The organism is unidentified bacterial endosymbiont (assembly GCF_918797525.1).
Taxonomy (GTDB): domain Bacteria; phylum Pseudomonadota; class Gammaproteobacteria; order Enterobacterales; family Enterobacteriaceae; genus Enterobacter.
This window is the reverse complement of sequence record NZ_OU963893.1, coordinates 1,775,002-1,789,705: the sequence shown is the minus strand read 5'-3', so window position 1 is coordinate 1,789,705 and position 14,704 is coordinate 1,775,002. Positions and strand designations below refer to the sequence as shown.

13 protein-coding genes are annotated in these 14,704 nt (G+C 55.7%); 2 read left to right on the top strand and 11 right to left on the bottom strand.

Annotation, left to right across the window (positions count from 1 at the left end; all coding sequences use genetic code 11):
- Window position 1: 1 nt before the first annotated feature.
- The 3 genes from NL510_RS08525 to apbC form a co-directional block, all read right to left on the bottom strand.
- Window positions 2-448: an arsenate reductase/protein-tyrosine-phosphatase family protein gene (locus tag NL510_RS08525; RefSeq protein WP_436299112.1), complete on the bottom strand. Its 447-nt coding sequence runs from the start codon at window positions 446-448 to the stop codon at window positions 2-4.
- Window positions 436-1,569, bottom strand: coding sequence for a polysaccharide export protein (locus tag NL510_RS08520; protein ID WP_253383669.1), 1,134 nt, complete (start codon window positions 1,567-1,569; stop codon window positions 436-438). The genes NL510_RS08525 and NL510_RS08520 overlap by 13 nt, the downstream gene beginning before the upstream one ends.
- Before the next feature lie 406 nt (window positions 1,570-1,975).
- On the bottom strand, window positions 1,976-3,085 hold the full coding sequence (gene apbC / locus NL510_RS08515) for an iron-sulfur cluster carrier protein ApbC (protein ID WP_253383667.1): 1,110 nt from the start codon (window positions 3,083-3,085) through the stop codon (window positions 1,976-1,978).
- Between the two features lie 137 nt (window positions 3,086-3,222).
- On the opposite strand from apbC, the gene metG reads away from it, so the two are divergent.
- On the top strand, window positions 3,223-5,256 hold the full coding sequence (gene metG / locus NL510_RS08510) for a methionine--tRNA ligase (protein WP_253383664.1): 2,034 nt from the start codon (window positions 3,223-3,225) through the stop codon (window positions 5,254-5,256).
- A 31-nt stretch (window positions 5,257-5,287) separates the two neighbouring features.
- Here metG and NL510_RS08505 read toward each other — a convergent pair whose 3' ends face one another.
- From NL510_RS08505 to NL510_RS08495, 3 genes are read right to left on the bottom strand one after another with little or no spacing between them, the layout of a single operon-like run.
- Window positions 5,288-5,758 (bottom strand): YehS family protein, encoded by a 471-nt coding sequence (locus NL510_RS08505; RefSeq protein ID WP_253383661.1) that lies wholly within the window; start codon window positions 5,756-5,758, stop codon window positions 5,288-5,290.
- Between the two features lie 46 nt (window positions 5,759-5,804).
- Window positions 5,805-6,524 (bottom strand): two-component system response regulator BtsR, encoded by a 720-nt coding sequence (btsR, locus tag NL510_RS08500; protein ID WP_253383659.1) that lies wholly within the window; start codon window positions 6,522-6,524, stop codon window positions 5,805-5,807.
- Window positions 6,518-8,203 carry a sensor histidine kinase gene (locus NL510_RS08495; protein WP_253383657.1) on the bottom strand — a complete coding sequence of 562 codons (1,686 nt, stop codon included), beginning with the start codon at window positions 8,201-8,203 and terminating at the stop codon, window positions 6,518-6,520. Before NL510_RS08495 ends, btsR begins: the two co-directional genes overlap by 7 nt.
- 218 nt (window positions 8,204-8,421) lie before the next feature.
- On the opposite strand from NL510_RS08495, the gene NL510_RS08490 reads away from it, so the two are divergent.
- The gene (locus tag NL510_RS08490) at window positions 8,422-8,535 is read left to right on the top strand and encodes a protein YohO (RefSeq protein WP_010433613.1); all 114 of its coding nucleotides are present in this window, start codon (window positions 8,422-8,424) and stop codon (window positions 8,533-8,535) included.
- Here the strand turns inward: NL510_RS08490 and NL510_RS08485 are convergent.
- The 5 genes from NL510_RS08485 to bglX all read right to left on the bottom strand — a co-directional run bounded on the left by NL510_RS08485 (window position 8,510) and on the right by bglX (window position 14,702).
- Window positions 8,510-9,247, bottom strand: coding sequence for an ABC transporter permease (locus NL510_RS08485; RefSeq protein WP_253383649.1), 738 nt, complete (start codon window positions 9,245-9,247; stop codon window positions 8,510-8,512). The two genes, NL510_RS08490 and NL510_RS08485, sit on opposite strands and share 26 nt — an antisense overlap.
- Window positions 9,231-10,181 carry an ABC transporter ATP-binding protein gene (locus tag NL510_RS08480; protein WP_253383647.1) on the bottom strand — a complete coding sequence of 317 codons (951 nt, stop codon included), beginning with the start codon at window positions 10,179-10,181 and terminating at the stop codon, window positions 9,231-9,233. The genes NL510_RS08485 and NL510_RS08480 overlap by 17 nt, the downstream gene beginning before the upstream one ends.
- Window positions 10,174-11,331: an ABC transporter permease gene (locus NL510_RS08475; protein WP_253383645.1), complete on the bottom strand. Its 1,158-nt coding sequence runs from the start codon at window positions 11,329-11,331 to the stop codon at window positions 10,174-10,176. Before NL510_RS08475 ends, NL510_RS08480 begins: the two co-directional genes overlap by 8 nt.
- A 12-nt stretch (window positions 11,332-11,343) precedes the next feature.
- Window positions 11,344-12,261, bottom strand: coding sequence for a glycine betaine ABC transporter substrate-binding protein OsmF (gene osmF / locus NL510_RS08470; protein WP_253383643.1), 918 nt, complete (start codon window positions 12,259-12,261; stop codon window positions 11,344-11,346).
- 143 nt (window positions 12,262-12,404) lie between these two features.
- Window positions 12,405-14,702: a beta-glucosidase BglX gene (bglX, locus tag NL510_RS08465; RefSeq protein ID WP_253383641.1), complete on the bottom strand. Its 2,298-nt coding sequence runs from the start codon at window positions 14,700-14,702 to the stop codon at window positions 12,405-12,407.
- Between the last annotated feature and the right edge of the window lie 2 nt (window positions 14,703-14,704).

The following is a 14,704-nucleotide window of genomic DNA, read 5'->3' as shown; positions in this document are numbered from 1 at the left end:
TTTACCTGTTGAGCCGTCTGGCCCACTCCTTACTCGCCCCGTCCAGGAGACCAAAAACATATTCAAACGCCTCCTCGCTTTTACGATAAGGATCCGGTATCTCTTTGACGTTAAGCCACCGTCCGAACAACATGCTTTTTCCCCGAACCTCCGCAGCAATAGTCGAAATATGGTTAAGCTGATTATTTTCCATGGTGAGGATCAGATCGGCCTGGCGAAGCATTGAAGAGGTCAATTTACGGCCGCTATGCCCTTCCAGCGAGATACCGTGCTTTAGACAAATAGTCTGGGCATGGGGATCCGCCGGATACCCTTCCAGGCCGCGAATACCGGCAGACACAACGTTTACGCCATGCAAATAGGATTGCAGCAAACGCTCCCCGACCGGGGAGCGACAGATATTGCCGGTACAAACCACCAGAATCGATTTGATTATCATTGCGGCCACGTCTTGATATAACGCACGGTCTCAGTGAGATCGTGAACACCCGTAATGGTCGGCACCAGTTGGCTCACTACACGGTTCCAGCGACTCAGAGGCGCCGTGGTGACATATACGATATCGTAAGGCTCAAGCTGGAATTCAGTGCTCAGCACCATTGCCGAGGCGTCCCGCGCGTTGAGCTGGTAAACGGAGGCAATTTTGTCTTTATTGCTGGTGCGGGCCTGGGAACGAATAACAAAGATGCCACTGGCATCAGCCATGTTCTGATTCAGCCCACCGGCGTTGACCAGCGCTTCAGCAAGCGTCATACCGCTGCGGTCCATCTTCAGCGTATTCTGCTGAACGACTTCTCCCATAACAAACACTTTCAGGGCATCGTTACGGGGAATAAATAAAATATCGCCTGGCCGCAGTAAACGGTTTTGCATTAAATCCCCGTGCTGCATCAATGCATACAATGATATACGGGTGTCTTTACCGTCATGGGTTAATACTACATTACGCCAGTCAGCATCGGCTGACAGGCCGCCCGCGGCATTTATTGCATCCATTATCGTAAGCGGAATATTAGTGATGGGTTGCTGACCTGATTTAGCGACCTCACCCGTTACGTAAACTTTTTGCGAACGGAATGCCGCAATGCTCACATCCACCTGAGGGCTTTCAATCACCTTGTCCAGTCGCGAGGTAATAATCTCACGCACCTCGGCCAGCGTTTTACCCGCCACGTGTAGTTTCCCGACGTACGGATAAAATACGGTGCCGTCTGCACCAACCCAGTTGCCGGTATCACTGGCGCTACGATATTGTCCCGCTGGCGTCGTTAACTCGGGATGATCCCAGACGGTAATCATCAACACATCTCCCGGGCCAATGCGGTATTCCCACTGTTTTGCCTGCTCGTCCAGGCCAGGATTTATCTGAGACTTCACCGGGGCCGGACGCAGATTTTCAATAACAGAAGGTGTGAGAGGATAGATATCGACCATCTTATTGAGATCAAACTGGCTATCAGGGACAGTGGGCTTATTTTTGCCGGATGCCGATAAATGCTGGCCCGGCGCAAGCTGGCAGCTCGTTAAAAAAAATACTGAAATCAGCAACGCTGTTTTTATTAATTTCATTTTCCATTGAAATACAGTTATCGGATATTTCCCGATTGGGTAGATTATAAAACGTGGCCCTTGCCCTGGTGCAAAGCACGTACGTTAAGTAAATAGTTTCCCCCTCGTAGCAAAAAAACAGCGCCATACAATGCAATACAGCAAAGCTGTATTAACATTGCATCATCAGGCCTGCCACTTAAAAAGCAAACATATCACACCCTAAATTTAAAAATACACACGGGGTAAATTTTTCAGATTTTTTCATTTTTTAAAATTCCTAAAAAATACCCCCAAAGGTAATAAGCTTTTACTATTTAATTTGAGATGCCGAAAGAAGGGAAGAGGGTCGAAAGGAAGTCATACTTGTTGGGTGGCTGATGAGATTCACGCCAGGCAGTGCGCATAGCCTGCCCGGCGTGCTTACTTACACCGCGCGGAAGGCGATTTCGCTCGGGATGACGTCGCCCTGCCAGTAGAGTTGCGCTGCGACGCGCCCCGCCAGTTGACGATACCGTCGGGCAAATTCACTTTCCGGACGGCTAACAACCGTGGGTTTACCGCTATCCAGATCCTCGCGCAAGGAGATGTGCAGCGGCATCTGACCCAGCAGTTGGGTGTGATACTGCACGGCCAGTTTCTCTGCACCACCGGTACCGAAGACAGGCTCATGGTGACCACAGTTGCTACAGATGTGCATGCTCATGTTCTCAACGATGCCAAGCACCGGCACGTCCACTTTCTCGAACATCACGATGCCTTTTTTAGCGTCGATCAGCGCGATATCCTGCGGCGTAGTGACCACAACAGCGCCCGTAACCGGGATGTTCTGCGCCAGCGTCAGCTGAATGTCACCGGTGCCCGGCGGCATGTCCAGCACCAGATAATCCAGCTCTGGCCACAGGGTCTCCTGCAGCATCTGCAACAGCGCCTTGCTGGCCATCGGGCCGCGCCATACCATGGCGTTATCATCGGTGACCAGATAACCAATCGAGTTGGTCGCCAGACCGTGCGCCACAATCGGCGCCATACGGGTACCATCCGGCGAGGTTGGACGCTCGTTTACCGCCCCCAGCATGTTCGGAATGGACGGGCCGTAAATATCCGCATCCAGAATACCGACCTTCGCCCCTTCGGCAGCCAGCGCCAGCGCCAGGTTAACCGCCGTGGAGGATTTACCCACGCCGCCCTTACCCGAGCTTACGGCAATGATGTTTTTCACACCGTTAACGCCCGGCTGGTTTTTTACGCGCTTAAGCGTGGCGATGCTGTGGCTCAGCTTCCAGTCGATGGCTTTTGCGCCGATAATGCGCAGAAGCTCTGAACTGGTTTGCTCTTTCAGTTCGTCAAATGCGCTGCTCCACACAAACGGCATGTGCAGTTCAATGTGCAGCGTATCGTCGAGCCACGCCACATGGTGTAACGCTTTCAGCGTGGTGAGATTGTGCTTCAGGGTTGGATGCTGAAAATTAGACAGCGTCCCGGCGACCATTGCTCGTAAGGCTTCCGGCGATTTGGCCTGGGATTGAGAACTCATCCCGACTCCTTTGTTCTTGTGAATAAGACCTTAGATGAACAAGTTTACCTGAAAGGCCGTGGTTTGTGCTTACTTAATAATGCCCCTTTTGGTAATATCGAAAGCCCTTTTCACAGTTAAAAGAAGTAATGCCTACTATGACTCAAGTCGCGAAAAAAATTCTGGTAACGTGCGCACTGCCGTACGCCAACGGCTCAATCCACCTCGGCCACATGCTGGAGCATATCCAGGCTGATGTCTGGGTCCGTTACCAGCGAATGCGCGGCCACGAGGTTAACTTCATCTGTGCGGACGATGCCCACGGCACGCCTATTATGCTGAAAGCTCAGCAACTGGGGAGTTCCCCGGAGCAGATGATTGCCGAAATGAGTCAGGAGCATCAGACCGATTTTGCTGGCTTTGACATCAGCTACGACAACTATCACTCGACCCACAGCGAAGAGAACCGTCAGTTGTCCGAGCTGATTTATGGTCGTCTGAAAGAGAACGGTTTTATTAAAAATCGTACCATCTCTCAGTTGTACGATCCGGAAAAAGGCATGTTCCTGCCGGACCGTTTCGTCAAAGGCACCTGCCCGAAATGTAAATCCCCGGACCAGTACGGCGATAACTGTGAAGTGTGCGGCGCGACCTACAGCCCGACCGAGCTTATTGAGCCAAAATCCGTGGTTTCCGGCGCAACGCCAGAGATGCGTGACTCTGAGCACTTCTTCTTTGACCTGCCGTCGTTTAGCGAAATGCTGCAGACGTGGACGCGCAGCGGCGCGCTGCAGGAGCAAGTGGCCAACAAAATGCAGGAGTGGTTCGAATCCGGGCTGCAGCAGTGGGATATCTCCCGCGACGCGCCGTATTTCGGCTTTGAAATCCCTGACGCGCCGGGCAAATATTTCTACGTCTGGCTGGACGCGCCAATCGGCTATATGGGCTCTTTCAAGAACCTGTGCGACAAACGTGGCGACACCGTTAGCTTCGATGAATACTGGAAGAAAGATTCCGACGCCGGGCTGTATCATTTCATCGGTAAAGATATTGTTTACTTCCACAGCCTGTTCTGGCCAGCGATGCTGGAAGGCAGCAACTTCCGCAAGCCAACCAATCTGTTTGTGCACGGCTATGTGACGGTGAATGGCGCGAAGATGTCAAAATCTCGCGGCACCTTCATCAAAGCCAGCACCTGGCTGAACCACTTCGACGCCGACAGCCTGCGCTACTACTACACGGCGAAGCTCTCTTCGCGTATCGACGATATCGACCTGAACCTGGAAGATTTTGTCCAGCGCGTAAACGCGGACATCGTCAACAAAGTGGTGAACCTGGCCTCCCGTAACGCGGGCTTTATCGCTAAGCGTTTTGACGGCGTGATGGCGGCTGAGCTGGCCGATCCTGCGCTGTACAAAACCTTCACCGACGCGGCAGCCGCCATTGGCGACGCGTGGGAAGCGCGTGAGTTTGGCAAAGCGGTACGTGAAATCATGGCCCTGGCAGACCTGGCTAACCGCTATGTCGACGAGCAGGCGCCGTGGGTTGTCGCTAAACAGGAAGGTCGCGACGCGGACCTGCAGGCCATCTGCTCCATGGGTATTAACCTGTTCCGCGTGCTGATGACGTATCTTAAACCGGTTCTGCCGCAGCTTACCGTACGCGCCGAAGCGTTCCTGAATACCGAGCTGACCTGGGATGCCATCGCGCAGCCGCTGCTCGGCCACAAGGTGAACACCTTTAAAGCCCTGTACAACCGCATTGAGATGAAACAGGTTGAAGCGCTGGTGGAAGCGTCGAAAGAAGAAGTTAAAGCCGCCGCGGCGCCGGTTACTGGCCCGCTGGCTGACGATCCGATTCAGGACACCATCACCTTTGATGATTTCGCCAAAGTGGATCTGCGCGTAGCGCTGATCGAAAACGCGGAATGGGTGGAAGGCTCTGACAAACTGCTGCGCCTGACGCTGGATCTCGGCGGTGAGAAACGCAACGTCTTCTCCGGCATCCGTGCTGCCTACCCGGACCCGCAGGTGCTGATTGGTCGTCAGACCGTGATGGTCGCTAACCTGGCGCCGCGTAAAATGCGCTTCGGTATCTCAGAAGGGATGGTGATGGCCGCAGGCCCTGGCGGGAAAGATATCTTCCTGTTAAGCCCTGATGAAGGCGCGAAGCCGGGTCAGCAGGTGAAATAACAAAAAAGCCGGAGACATTCTCCGGCTTTTTTTAAGCTTTCGGGTGATGCACCCGGTGCGTCAACCCGCGCAGGAAATTACGCAAAAACTGGTCGCCGCACTCGCGGTAGTTTTTGTGATCCGGCGCACGCATCATGGCGGTGATTTCCGGCACCGACACGCGGTAATTCTGCCCGATCATAATTGCCAGGATATCCTCGGTTTTCAGCGAAAATGCGATACGCAGCTTTTTCAACACCGTGTTGTTATTCACCCGGCGCTCAAGCGCCAGCTCCGGCGCAGACTCATCTTTACCGCGCTTATCGTAGATAAGACCGTTCAGAAAGCCAGACAGAATGATATCCGGGCAGCGAACAAACCCCTCTTCATCTTCTTTCGTCATCCAGGTGTCGAAACCGGCAGCGGTGGCTTCCATATCGGCAAGCGCAAGTATGCGCACCATGTCGTTGTTATTGGCCTTCAGGGTGTAGCGCAGGCTACGAAGAATATCATTACTAAGCATAGAGCCTTCAAATGTCGGTGAAGCAATGGCGCGCAGTGTACCAGTTTTACAGGCCAATCGCCTCTTTCAAACTCTTCAGATAACGACGGCTAACGGGCACCGTCTGTCCGGCACGCAGCACCAGCTCGGCCTGGCCATTATCTTCCAGGCGGATCTCTTTCAGGTGCGCCATGTTCACCAGATACTGACGATGGCAGCGGACAAGCGGCGTGCGGCTCTCCAGCGTGCGCAGCGTCAGCTCGGTAAAGCCTTCGTTACCTTGCGCACTGGTGACAAATACCCCGCTCAGGCGGCTACTGACAAAAGCCACATCATCCATTTGCAGAAGATAAATTCGGCTGTGACCGGTGCAGGGGATAAATTTCAGCGGCTGCTGGTTTTCCGGCAAGCGGGAGACATCCTGTACCGTTCGCTCCTGACGTAAACGGGCGAGCGTCTTTTCCAGCCGCGGCTCTTCAATCGGCTTTAGCAGATAATCAAAGGCGTTCTCTTCGAAGGCTTTGACCGCATATTCGTCGTACGCCGTCAGAAAAACGATCCAGGGACGATGTTCCGGGTCGAGCATCCCGACCATCTCCAGCCCACTGATGCGCGGCATCTGGATATCAAGAAACAGCACGTCCGGGCGGAGCTTGTGCACCGCGCCAATCGCCTCAACGGCATTTTCACATTCGCCTGCCACCTCGATATCACGTTGTTCCTGCAACAGCACGCGCAGGTTTTCCCGGGCCAGCGGCTCATCGTCAACAATCAGCACTTTCAGCATGCATTTTCCTCCAGCGGCAGTCGTAGCGTGATACGGGTGTAGCGGTCTGGCTCACAGGCAACGGTTATCCCGCAGTCATCGCCAAAGTGGGCGCGCAGACGTTTATCCACCAGGCTCATCCCCAGCCCCCCGGTGGTGGAAGGGACGTATAGCCCGGCGTTATCTTCAATGTTCAGCACCAGATGATGGTTGAACCGACTGGCGGAAATCGTCACCTCTCCCGCCCCCAGCAGTTGAGAGGTGCCGTGTTTAATGGCGTTTTCTACAATAGGCTGCAGGGTAAAGGCCGGAAGATGCTGACACGCCAGGTCATCAGGTACGGATAACGAGACCTGCAGGCGTGACTGAAAACGCGCCAGCTCAATCTGCAGATAGGCGTTTACGTGCTCTATCTCATCGGCCAGGGTGACAATTTCCGACGGCCGTTTGAGGTTCTTGCGAAAAAAGGTCGACAGGAACTGCACCAGCTGCGCGGCCTGATCACTGTCGCGGCGGATCACCGCCTTCAGCGTATTAAGAGCATTAAACAGAAAGTGCGGGTTCACCTGGGCATGCAAAAGTTTGATCTCCGACTGCGTGAGCAGGGCTTTCTGACGCTCATATTGCCCCGCCAGGATCTGCGCGGACAGTAACTGCGCGATCCCCTCCCCCAGCGTGCGGTTAATGGAGCTGAAAAGACGGTTTTTGGCTTCATATAGCTTGATGGTGCCCATCACCCGCTGATTTTCCCCGCGCAGCGGAATGACCAGCGTTGAGCCAAGCTTGCACTGCGGATGCAGCGAGCAGCGGTAAGGCAGCTCGTTACCGTCGGCATAGACCACTGCCCCCGTTTCGATGGCGCGCAGAGTATAGGTTGAGGAGATCGGTTTACCCGGCAAATGGTGATCGTCTCCGGTGCCGGTAAACGCCAGCAGCCGTTCGCGATCGGTAATGGCCACCGCGCCTATGTCCAGCTCTTTATAGAGCACCTGAGCCACCTTCATGCTGTTTTCTTCATTGAACCCCTGGCGCAGGATCCCCTCGGTTGAGGCGGCGACCTTCAGCGCCGTAGCGGAAAACGCCGACGTGTATTTCTCCAGCATGGCGCGCTTGTCGAGCAAAATACGCATGAACAGCGCGGCGCCCACGGTGTTGGTGACCATCATCGGGGCGGCGATGCTGCTGACCAGGTGCAGCGCATCGTCGAACGGACGGGCAATGAGCAGGATTATCGCCATCTGGGCCATTTCGGCAACGCAGGTAATAGCCCCTGCGGTGAGTGGACTAAAGACTTTGTCAGGGCGGCCACGCTTGATCATGTAGCTGTGAACCAGACCGCCAAGCAACCCTTCGACGATCGTCGATATCATGCAGCTTAGCGCCGTCATACCGCCCATCGAATAGCGATGCAGGCCACCGGTTAACCCGACAAGCCCGCCCACAACGGGGCCACCCAGCAACCCGCCCATCACCGCGCCAATGGCGCGCGTGTTAGCGATAGAGTCCTCAATATGAAGACCAAAATAGGTGCCGAGAATACAGAAAATCGAGAACGTGACGTAGCAAAGCAGCTTGTGCGGCAGACGTACCGTTACTTGCATCAGCGGGATGAACAGGCGCGTTTTACTCATCAACCAGGCGATGACAAGGAACACACACATTTGCTGAAGCAGCAATAGCACCAGATTAAACTCGTACATACGCCAAAACCGCACATTCTAAAAACGCGTAACATACACTGATGGCGGTTAACTTTCTTTGAAGCGCTTCAGAAAAGCTGTAAATCGTGCCCGCCATCACATCTTTTGCCAGGTATCGCGTTTATCCGCCCGGCCCCAATGAGCCGTAACGGCATTTAATGGTTCATTAACAGTTGCGCTTCACCGTATAATTGTTCCGTTAACAACAGGAGCACATGATGAAGGCAACCAAACTGGCTGTAATTACCCTTTTTGTCCTGATGGCCGTAAGCGGTATCGGCGGCGTGATGCTGGCAGGGTACTCGTTTATTGTTCGCGGCGGTGTCGGCTGAGGTAGCGGGACAGACGTTCAAACAGGCGGTCAATCACGATCGCTGCCAGCGCCACCAGTACCGCGCCCTGAATAATATACGCCGTGTTAAATCCGCTTAAGCCGATAATGATCGGCGTGCCCAGGGTACTCGCCCCTACCGTCGAGGCGATGGTCGCTGTCCCGATGTTAACGATAACCGACGTGCGGATCCCGGCGATGATTACCGGCGCGGCTAATGGCAGTTCAATCTTGCGTAGCCGCTGTACGCTGCTCATTCCCACCCCTTGCGCAACGCTCAATACCGACGCCGGTACGGCCGCTATTCCGGCCAGGGTGCCCTGCAGGATCGGCAACACGCCATATAAAATCAGCGCAATAATCGCCGGTTGTTGACCAAAACCGATCGCCGGTACCGCAATCGCCAGCACGGCCACCGGCGGGAAAGTCTGGCCTATCGCCGCAATGGTTTCGACCAGCGGACGAAATTCCCGGCCCCAGGGCCGGGTGACGGCAATACCCGCCCCCACGCCCAGCACAATCGCTACCACGCTTGAGAGCGCCACCAGCCACAGGTGCGCCAGAGCGAGATTGATAAAACTTTCCTGCTGATAAACCGGGCGCGGCAGCCCAGGAAAGAGCGCGCTAAACAGCCCCGCGCTGTGCGGCATCAGTAGCAGTAAGGCAACAAAAAGCCCTGCCAGCCAGAGCAACGGATCACGGATGACTTTCACGCGTGACCTCCCCGGCCAGCAGATCGCGAAAGTGCAATGTACCGCACTGCGCCCCACTGGCATCCACCACGGGCAGTATTTCGCACTGGCGCGCGACAAACGCAGACAGCGCATCCCGCAGGCTCATCTGCTCCTGTAACGGCTCACCGCTCAGTTGAGCATCCTGTCGGCGCATATAGTCGCTGACAGTGCGCAACGAGAGCAGCCTGACGCCCAGCTCGCTGCGGCCAAAAAATTGACGCACAAAGTCGTTCTCCGGTCGGGTCAACAGTTGCAGGGGCGTGCCCTGTTGCACCACTTCGCCGCTGTCCATCAACACCAGATGGTCAGCGAGGCGCAGCGCTTCGTCAATATCGTGGGTCACAAGGATTATCGTGCGCCCCAGAATGCGATGTATACGGGTCATTTCCGTTTGCAGCGCCCCGCGCGTGACCGGATCCAGTGCGCCAAAGGGTTCATCCATCAATAACACCTGCGGGTTGGCTGCAAGCGCTCGCGCCACGCCGACCCGCTGCTGTTGCCCGCCGGAAAGCTGATGCGGATAACGCTCGCGTAGCTGTGGATCTAACCCCAGCAGCGCCATGAGCTCATCTACCCGCGCATTTATTTTTGCCCGCGACCGTTTCTCCAGCTGCAGCACGGTGGCGATATTCTGCGCTACCGTCCAGTGGGGAAACAGGCCGATAGACTGAATGGCATACCCCATCCGACGACGTAACTCCAGCACCGGCAGGCTTCGGATCTCTTCTCCGGCAAAGCGGATCTCGCCGCTGTCGTGTTCCACCAGGCGGTTAATCATCTTCAGGGTGGTGGATTTCCCCGACCCCGAAGTGCCGATCAGTACCGAGAAGGCCCCCTCGGCAAAGTGTAAATTGAGGTGGCTGGCCGCCGGTCGACCGGCAAAGGTTTTACTGACATCGTGAAATTCAATCATTGGCTCTTCTCCTGAGTAACGCGAGCCATAAGGCAAACAGCGCATCGATGACCACCGCCAGCGCAATAGTTGGGATCACGCCCAGTAACACCAGGTCCAGCGCGCTGCTGAGCAGCCCCTGAAAGACCAGCGCACCAAAGCCGCCCGCGCCAATCAGTGCCGCAATCACCGCCATGCCAACGGTTTGTACAGCCACAACCCGCAGACTGCGCAATAGCAACGGCAGCGCGAGTGGAAGCTGTATTTTCCAGAAACATTGCCGCACGCTCATCCCCATCGCGTGGGCGCTTTCTAGCACATCCAGTGACACCTGGCTTAAGCCCGCCACCACGCCGCGCACCAGCGGCAGGAGGGCATATAACACCAGCGCAATAAGGGCAGGCGTTAATCCGGTACCGGCAATCCCTAGCGTTGCCAGCGCAGGATACGCTTTCACCATCCCCGCCAGGGGGGCAATCAGCAGGCCAAATAAGGCCACGGAAGGAATGGTCTGAATGACGTTAAGCACTGCAAACACCGCCCCCTGGCGTGCAGGGTGACGATAACACCACATCCCGAGAGGCACGCCCAGCAGTAATGCCGGAAAGAGCGTGCCCAGGAGGATCGTCAGATGTTGCGCCAGCGCATCATTAAACACCTCCTGACGATTGGCATACTCTTTTAACAACGACAGGCTGTCGAGTTGCCCGCCGAACAGCAGTAAGACCGGGATACACCCAATCTGCGCATTGAGTAGCCAGCGCCAGGAGGATGAAGGTATCAGGCGGCGAATGGCGTCGCTGCAGGCCAGCAAACACAGCGCCAGCCAGAGCCACAGGCCGCCGCCAATGGAGGTTCGCGCCAGCGGGCTTTCTGCAGCAGCTATTTGCGTTGCAGCCTGCCCGGCACTCCAGAACAGCACAATGAAAAGCCCTTCACAAAGGATAAGCGTTGACCAGTGCGCCACGCGGTTTTGCCAGAATGAGAGTATGACGAGCGCACCCAGCGCCCCGGCCAGCACCAGCGGCGTAAACGGCCAGACCTGCCAGAGCGTGCGCGCTTCACCCGACATCAGCCGGTTTGGGGCGACATTCACATAAGGTAACGCGACCGCCGCGATAGCCACACAGGCTAACAGCAGCAGTACGCGGTTATGACATTTTATTGGCACAGCCCTGTCCCGTTACTTCACTAGCCCTTGTTGTTTCAGGAAATCAGCCGCCACTTTTTTGGCATCCAGTCCCTCAACGGCGATGCTGGCATTCAGCTGTTGCAGCGTTTTTTCGTCCAGTTTTTCAAAGACCGGTTTGAGCCACTCGGCGAGATCCGGGTAGGCTTGCAGCACCGCTTCACGCACCACTGGCGCAGGCGCATAGATCGGCTGAACGCCTTTCGGGTCGGTTAAGGTCTGCAGCCCCAGCGCCGCCACCGGGCCGTCGGTGCCGTAGGCCATCGCTGCGTTAACGCCAGACGTTTGCTGCGCCGCCGCTTTGATGGTTACCGCCGTATCACCGCCCGCCAGAGAGAGAAGCTGTGCCTGGTCGAGTTTGAAATTGTAGGCTTTCTCGAAAGCGGGCAACGCGTCCGGACGTTCAATAAACTCAGCGGATGCCGCGAGCTTAAAATCCCCCTTCTCTTTCAGATAACGGCTAAGATCCTCAAGCGAGGTCAGCTTGCCTTTTTCTGCCACATCTTTACGCACCGCGATGGTCCAGGTGTTATTGGCCGGTGCAGGGGTTAACCAGACAAGCTTGTTCTGTTCTGCGTCCAGTTTTTTGACTTTTTCGTATCCGGCTTTGGCGTTTTTCCATGCCGGATCGTTTTCTTGTTTAAAGAAGAATGCCCCGTTGCCGGTATATTCCGGGTAGATATCCAGCTCGCCGGAGGTCATGGCCCCGCGCACCACGGGGGTGGTGCCAAGCTGAACTTTATTGACTGTTTTAACGCCGTGGCTTTCCAGCACCTGCAAAATAATATTGCCGAGTAACGCCCCTTCGGTATCAATTTTGGAGCCCACTTTAACTGGCTCAGCCGCCTGAAGCGGCAGGCTCAGCGCTGCCAGTAACATCGCCGATCCCACTATCCCCTTTGCCCTGGTCATTCCGTCTTCCTCATTCTTTTTGTCGCCTTTTTCAGAGGCTTGAGAGAAAAGCGTAGCTTAAAACGGCGGCATCAACCGCCAAAATGCGTTTTTAGTCGAAGGCAGGATGCCCCCCCCTAACCGGGGGATGCAGGAGAAAAACGTTAAAGCAGCTCGAACACGCCCTTGTTGACGCGGGCTGAGTCCACGCCGATAAAGACGTTAAACGTGCCTGGCTCGGCGTCGTATTTCATCTGCTGGTTCCAGAATTTGAGCGCGTCCACGTCAATCGGGAAACTGACGGTTTTGCTTTCGCCCGGCTTGAGGTTGACCTTATCAAAGCCTCGCAGTTGTTTCACCGGGCGGCTCATTGAGGCCGTCACGTCCTGAACGTACAGTTGAATGACCGTTGCCCCTTCGCGTTTACCGGTGTTGGTTACCTCAACGCTGGCGGTCACTTTGCCATCACGTTTCATTGTCGGCGAGGACAGTTTCACCTCAGAGACCGTAAAGGTGGTGTAGCTCAGGCCATAACCGAAGGGATACAGCGGGCCGTTGGCTTCATCGAAATAGCGTGAGGTATATTTGTTCGGCTTGTCGGCATTATACGGACGACCAGTGTTCAGGTGGCTGTAATACACCGGGATCTGCCCGACAGAGCGCGGGAAGGACATAGGCAGCTTGCCGGACGGGTTGTAATCACCAAACAGCACGTCGGCAATAGCATTGCCCCCTTCGGTACCCGCAAACCAGGTTTCAAGGAGGGCATCAGCCTGCTGGTCTTCTTTCACTAGCGCCAGCGGACGGCCGTTCATGAGCACCAGCACCAGCGGCTTACCGGTTGCTTTCAGGGCGGCAATCAGGTCGCGCTGGCTTTGCGGAATGGTGATATCGGTACGGCTGGAAGCTTCATGCGCCATGCCCTGCGCTTCCCCCACCACCGCCACCACCACGTCGGACCGTTTTGCCGCCTTCACGGCTTCATCGATCATCTCTTTCGGCGAGCGCGAATCGACCTTTACCGCCTCTTCATACTGATTGAGGAAGGTGACGATATCGTTGTCGTCAGTCACGTTCGCCCCTTTGGCGTACACCACGTTGGCGTTTTCACCCACGGCGTCTTTAATGCCGGTAAGAACCGTCACGGACTGATCGGCTACGCCCGCGGCGGACCAGCTTCCCATCACGTCACGCTTGCTGTCGGCCAGCGGGCCGACCACCGCAATAGTGCCGGTTTTTTTCAGCGGCAGTGTTTCAAGGCGGTTTTTCAACAGCACCAGGCTTTCACGCGCGACGTCACGGGCTTCTTTGCGGTGCAGACGGCTTTCCGCGTTGGTGTCTACCGGGTCGGTCTCCTTCGCGCCGAGGTGGCTGTATGGATCGTTGAACAGCCCCATGTCATATTTCACGTTCAGCACGTGGCGCGCTGCATCGTCCAGTTCCGCCATTGTGACCTTGCCGCTCTTCACCAGCCCCGGCAGGTATTTACTGTAGTATTCGTCGCTCATGCTCATGTTGATGCCGGACTTGAGCGCCACGCGCACCGCGTCTTCCGGGTCGGAAGCCGTACCGTGTTTGATGAGCTCTTTAATCGCGCCGTGGTCAGAAACGGTAATGCCTTTGAAGCCCCACTGGTTGCGCAGGACCTCTTTCAGCAGCCAGGCGTCTGAGGTGGCCGGGGTGCCATTCAACGAGTTCAGCGCCACCATTACCGCGCCGCTACCCGCATCCAGGCCCGCTTTATACGGCGGCATGTAGTCGTTGAACAGACGCTGCGGGCTCATGTCGACGGTGTTGTACTCTTTACCTCCTTCGACAGCACCGTAGGCCGCGAAGTGTTTGACGCTGGTCATCACCGAGTAGCGATCCGCCGGGCTTTTACCCTGCATCGCTTCCACCATGGTTTTCCCCATTGTGGCGGTTAAATACGTGTCCTCGCCAAAACCTTCCGAGGCACGGCCCCAGCGCGGATCGCGCGACACATCCACCATCGGCGCCCAGGTCATGTTCAGACCATCGTCCGCCGCTTCATAGGCAGAGATGCGCCCGACCGTGTTGACCGCATCAAGGTTAAAGGAAGAGGCTAATCCGAGGCTTATCGGGAAAACGGTACGCTGACCGTGCAGCACGTCATAGGCGAAGAACAGCGGAATTTTCAGGCGGCTGAGTTCCATCGCCTGATCCTGCATTGTGCGGATATCCTGGCGGGTGACGGTGTTAAAAATCGCCCCAACCTGGCTACCTTTAATCATCTCGCGGATGGCCTCTTTCGGGTTATCCGGGCCGACGCTGATAAGACGTAACTGGCCAATTTTCTCATCGACCGTCATTTTCTTCAGCAAATCCGTGACAAACGCGTCGCGGGCTTCAGGCGTGAGCGGGTGATTACCAAACAGATCATTTGCCAGCGCAGGTTGCAGCGCCAGGCTGACGGCAACACCTACAGAACATAGCCATTTCATGT